This window comes from Steroidobacter sp. (genome assembly GCF_016790065.1).
GTDB lineage: Bacteria > Pseudomonadota > Gammaproteobacteria > Steroidobacterales > Steroidobacteraceae > Steroidobacter.
Window position 1 is genome coordinate 1 of sequence record NZ_JAEUPY010000340.1, and the last position, 5295, is coordinate 5295.

Consider the following 5295-nt stretch of genomic DNA (forward strand, 5'->3'; position numbering starts at 1 on the left):
TCATGATGTTGCTCAGAGGAATGCGCTCTTCCTCGCCGCGGTTCTTAACGAGTAGATAGTCGCCGCCATCGTAGACCTCGTCCATGAGATCCCAGACAAGTTTTTTCAGGATAACGAAGCCGATCAGCAGCATGATGATCGGCACCGCGATGAACATCGGATCCTTGGGCAAGCCTTTGCCGAGGGTCCAGACGTTCGCCACGAATACGGCGATGAACCCGAACCAGAACAGCGGGAATATTTTCTTATGGAAAAACGTAAAGCCCGAGGAAATCTTCTTCATGACGGCGCGGCTAACGTTACTCCCGAGTGCCCACGCCCCGATGTAACAACCACACGCAGCTGACGTACAACACGACGGCAGCGCCGATCATGATGGTGTACGCGAGGCGAACGTCGACGTCGGAGACGCCGAGGAAGCCGTAACGGAAGGCGTTGACCATGTAGAGGATGGGGTTGGCGTGAGAGATGTGCTGAGCCCAATCGGGCAGCAGTTTGATGGTGTAGAACACGCCGCCGAGATAGGTGAGCGGCGTCAGCACGAATGTCGGGATGAAAGAAATCTGATCGAAGTTCTTGGCGAAGATGGCGTTGATCATGCCGGCCAACGCGAACACGATGGAGCTGAGCAGCACCGCCGAGATCACCACGCCGACGTTATGAATCTTCATATGAGTGAAGATCAACGTGATGGCAGTGACCACCCCGCCGACGATCAGGCCGCGAACGATGCCGCCGACCACGTAGCCGCCGACGATCAGCCAGCCGGGCAACGGCGACACCAACAACTCTTCGATGTGTTTACCGAACTTGGCACCGAAGAACGACGACACCACGTTGCCGTACGAATTGGTGATGACCGTCATCATGATCAATCCAGGCGCGATGTACTGAATGTACGAATAGCCGCCCATGTCGCCGATGCGGCCGCCGATCAGGCTGCCGAAAATCACGAAGTACAAGGTCGCGGTAATCGCCGGCGGGACGATGGTCTGGCCCCAGATCCGAATGATCCGATTGAACTCGCGAATGACGATGGTGTTGAAACCAACGACATTGGTTCTCGCGAGACTGGCGCGCGTGTCGAGACGATCCACGGGCTTATCCATGAGCGGCCTGGCCTTCTTTCTGGTTCACCAGCCGCATGAACAATTCTTCCAGCCGGTTGGTCTTGTTACGCATCGACAGCACTTCGATGCCCGAGGCCGAGAGCTGCGAGAAAATATCGTTCAGGCTCTGATCTTTGGACACTTCGATTTCCAACGAATGATCGTCGGACATGCTGACCGCATAACCGGGCAACACCGGCACCGCCGTGATCGGATTGCGTAAGTTGAACACGAACACTTCGGTCTGCAGCTTGCGCAGCACGCGACTCATGCGATCGTTCTCGATGATGCGTCCCTTGTCGATGATGGCGACGTGCCGACACAAGTTCTCGGCTTCTTCGAGATAGTGAGTGGTGAGAATGATGGTGGTGCCGGCCGCGTTGATGTCCCGCATGAACGTCCACATCGTTCGGCGCACTTCGATGTCCACGCCGGCGGTCGGTTCATCGAGAATCAGCAAGCGCGGTTCATGCATCAGCGCGCGGGCAATCATCAAGCGACGCTTCATGCCGCCGGACAAAGTGCGCGACACCGCATTTCGCTTTTCCCACAACTGCAGTGCAGTCAGATATTTCTCCAGGCGCTGTGCCGCCACCGAGCGCGGAATGCCGTAGAAGCCGGCCTGATTCAGCAGGATGGTGGTGACTGTTTCAAACTGATTAAAGTTGATTTCCTGGGGCACCAGGCCGATGCAGGATTTGGCCGCCGCCAGTTCCGTGTCGATGTCATGGCCGAACACCTGAACTTTGCCGCCGGTCTTGTTGACCAATGAGGTGACGATACCGATGGCGGTGGTCTTGCCGGCACCGTTCGGCCCGAGCAGTGCGAAGAAGTCACCTTCCTCGACGGTCAGGTCGATGCCTTTGAGCGCCTGAACGCCGTTCTTGTAGGTCTTGGTGAGCTGCTGGAAGGTCAGTGCTTGCATGACGCCTTCGGCCACCGGTCGCGGCGGCGATGACATTGATCGGAGTGGGAAAAGTGGCTGCGAAGGGTATCGGTCCGGGGGCGGCCCAGCAAGGCGGCTGCGGTCAGCAATGAAATGACCGCCGCGACTGGGCGGCCCGGCTCGGCCCGCCTCGGTCCGACTCGAGATGCGCCCATGTGTCGAATAGCCGACAGCAGCGGACCTTCGCCGCCCGCGCGGCTTGACGGCCAGATTTCAGGGCGCATGATGGCGGCCTGCTTTAGCGCAACTCAGCATGTACACGAGCTTTTTTGGCCTGGGCGAGAAGCCCTTTGCGATCACCCCCGACCCCCGCTACCTCTTCATGAGCGAGCGGCATGCGGAGGCGCTCGCGCATCTTTTATACGGCATTACCGAGGCCGGCGGCTTCATTCAGCTGACCGGCGAAGTCGGCACCGGCAAAACCACCATCGTGCGCTCGTTGTTGGAGCGCATGCCCGGCCATGCCGACGTGGCCGTGATCCTCAACCCGCAATTGACGCCGGTTGAGTTCGTGCTGACGATTTGCGAGGAACTGGGCATCTTCATGCGCGATGAAGACGCCACCAGCATCAAGGACCTGGTGGACCTGCTGAACCGCCGCCTGCTGGATGCGCATGCCAAGGGGCGCCGCATCGTGGTGATCGTGGATGAAGCGCAGAACCTGATGCCGGCCACGCTCGAGCAAGTGCGCCTGCTGACCAATCTGGAAACTGCGTCGCAAAAACTGCTGCAGATCATCCTCATCGGCCAGCCCGAGTTGCGCGAAGTGCTGGATCGAGTCGAGCTGCGCCAGCTCGCTCAGCGCATCACCGGCCGCTATCACCTCGCGCCTTTGTCACGCAGCGAGACGGCGTCGTATGTGAATCATCGGCTCAAGGTCGCCGGCGCCAATGGCGAAATCTTCAGCACCACAGCGCTGCGTGAAGTGCATCGTTTGACCGGCGGCATCCCGCGCATCATCAATGTGATTTGCGATCGCGCCTTGCTCGGCGCGTTCACGCAGGAACAGCATCGCATCGGCCCGGGCATGATTCGCGAGGCCGCGAGCGAAGTGTACGGCCGGTCGTTCAATCCGCCCTGGATGAAATTGCTGGTCGGCTCGGCCGCCAGCGTTGCAGTGCTGGGCCTGGGCCTCGGCATCTGGACGCTCACTCGCAGCACTGAAGTCGAGCAACCTGTGGCTGCCGCTGAAATCCCGGCGCCTGCCGTGGAAGCGGCGCCCGTGCAACTGCCGCAAGCAGAACCGGCACCCTTGCCTCTGCCGCCGCGTCCGCAAGACGTCGCCGAAGTCTTGGTAGAAAAAGTCGGCATGACCAACACCGAGAACGCCTTCGGTCAGCTGCTGTCGCTGTGGGGCGCGAAGTTCAATCCCGGCGCAGGCCGGCCTTGCGATCAGGCAAGCAAGCAAGGGCTCGAGTGTGTTTATCAGCAAGGCACTTGGGGTCAGCTGCGCACCTTGAATCGTCCCGCCATCCTCACTTTGATCGATGAAGACAGCAACGCGCATCAAGTGGTGGTGTCGGGCTTGGTGGGCGATACCGCCAAGATCAATTTGCCCGATGAAACCAAGATGGTGTCCATCGCCTCGCTGTCACGCCTTTGGTACGGCGATTATTTGGTGTTGTGGCGGCCGCAAGTAGCCTCGCCCCGCGCGCTCTCTGCAGGCATGCAAGGCGACGGCGTGCGCTGGCTGCGCACCAAGCTCAACACAGTGGCCGGCAAGACGGACGCGCCGGCGAGCGATTATTACGATGAGGATCTGGTGAAGATGGTCGAGGACTTTCAGCGGCAGTATCGCTTGAACGTCGACGGCATCGCCGGCGTGCAAACCCAGATCGTGCTGGACGCGGTTGGTAGCTCGCCCGGTGCGCCGGTGCTGATCGCCCAGGCGCGGGGAACGAGCTGATGAGCTTCATTCTCGATGCGCTGAAAAAGTCCGAGAACGAGCGCCAACGTCAGGTCGGCCCGTCGTTGGCCGATATGAGAGCCGTGCGCCGCCATGCCGATCGGCCGTGGTGGGTGGTCGCAGTTGCCGCGTTGCTGGTGATCAATCTCGGCGTGCTGGTGGTGGTGCTGATTCGCAATGGCGATACCAAGCCTACGCAGCCCGCTCAATCCCAGCCTCAGACGCAGAGCGCGCCTCAACCCAGTTATAGCCCGCCACCGCCAGCTCAGCCTGCGCCTCAGCAGAATTACAACGCGCCGCCACCGGCGCCAGCGCAGCAGTATCAGTACCAATATCAGCAACCGCAGCAGCAACAACAGAACTATCGGTCCGACATGGTGCCCACCGATCCGTCGGTGCGCTCGTTAGCGGATGAAGCGCGCGGTTATGAAGAGCCTTACGAGCAGATGAATCCGAATCTCGCCGGTGCCGCGGCCGTGCCTGCAGGTCCGCCAATGGTTCGGCAGATTCAACCACCGTCAGTTTCTCCGCTGCCTTCGGGCGCAGTGTTTGAGGCGCGCACCGCTGCGAATCAGCCGAACTCCTCACGCGGCGCGCCGGCTGGTAACGAAACATTGCCGACGCTCGAAGACCTGTCCGCCAGCGGCACCAATCTGCCCGACTTACATTTGGACATTCACGTGCACTCGCAGAAGCCGGCCGAGCGCTTCGTGTTCGTGAACATGCGCAAATATCTGGAAGGCGAAACGCTCAGGGAAGGCCCGAGCGTGGAACGCATCACGGCCGAAGGCGTGATCCTGAATCAACGCGGACTGAGATTCCTGCTACCGAGACAATAAGGGTCCTGGAAGACCCGGCGTCTGTGAATCCTCGCAGGCGCAAACGGCGAACCGACGAGTCATGCCCGGACCTGTTCTGGAACTGAATGGTGCCCGCCTCAGCCGCCTGCTTCGCGCCGGCATTCAACGTTTGCTGGCCGATCAAGAGCACTTGAATCGTATCAACGTGTTTCCGGTGGCTGACGGAGACACCGGCACGAACATGGCGATCACCATGGGCGCGGTGTTGGCGAGCCTGCGACGTGGTGCGGACGATCATGCAGGCACCACACTCACTCGCGCTGCCGACGCCGCACTCGACGGTGCTCGCGGCAACTCGGGAGCGATCCTCGCGCAATTCTTTCTGGGCATGGGCGACAGCGCCGCATCGCATGCAGCGCTCTCGACATTGCAATTCGCGAAAGCAGTGACGGCTGGCGCAATCTACGCTCGCGACAGTCTTTCAGAGCCGCGCGAAGGCACGGTGCTGACGGTGATTACTGATTTCGCAGCCGA

5 protein-coding genes and 1 pseudogene are annotated in these 5295 nt (G+C 60.4%); 3 read left to right on the plus strand and 3 right to left on the minus strand.

Features of this window, described 5'->3' with window-relative positions; all coding sequences use genetic code 11:
* The 3 genes and pseudogenes from JNL55_RS14110 to JNL55_RS14120 form a co-directional block, all read right to left on the minus strand.
* A pseudogene (locus JNL55_RS14110) lies at window positions 1-283 on the minus strand (hypothetical protein); the annotation flags it as partial.
* A gap of 16 nt (window positions 284-299) precedes the next feature.
* Entirely contained in the window at window positions 300-1109 is an 810-nt protein-coding gene (locus JNL55_RS14115; RefSeq protein WP_293854154.1) for an ABC transporter permease, read from the minus strand.
* The gene (locus JNL55_RS14120; protein WP_415923075.1) at window positions 1102-2034 is read right to left on the minus strand and encodes an ATP-binding cassette domain-containing protein; all 933 of its coding nucleotides are present in this window, start codon (window positions 2032-2034) and stop codon (window positions 1102-1104) included. Before JNL55_RS14120 ends, JNL55_RS14115 begins: the two co-directional genes overlap by 8 nt.
* A gap of 343 nt (window positions 2035-2377) precedes the next feature.
* Between JNL55_RS14120 and JNL55_RS14125 the strand changes: the two genes are divergently transcribed.
* From JNL55_RS14125 to JNL55_RS14135, 3 genes are all read left to right on the plus strand, one after another.
* On the plus strand, window positions 2378-3961 hold the full coding sequence (locus JNL55_RS14125) for an ExeA family protein (protein ID WP_293854164.1): 1584 nt from the start codon (window positions 2378-2380) through the stop codon (window positions 3959-3961).
* Window positions 3961-4800 (plus strand): general secretion pathway protein GspB, encoded by an 840-nt coding sequence (locus tag JNL55_RS14130; RefSeq protein ID WP_293854169.1) that lies wholly within the window; start codon window positions 3961-3963, stop codon window positions 4798-4800. The genes JNL55_RS14125 and JNL55_RS14130 overlap by 1 nt, the downstream gene beginning before the upstream one ends.
* Window positions 4801-4861: 61 nt before the next feature.
* The coding region (locus JNL55_RS14135; protein WP_293854172.1) for a DAK2 domain-containing protein at window positions 4862-5295 on the plus strand (434 nt) is incomplete at its 3' end.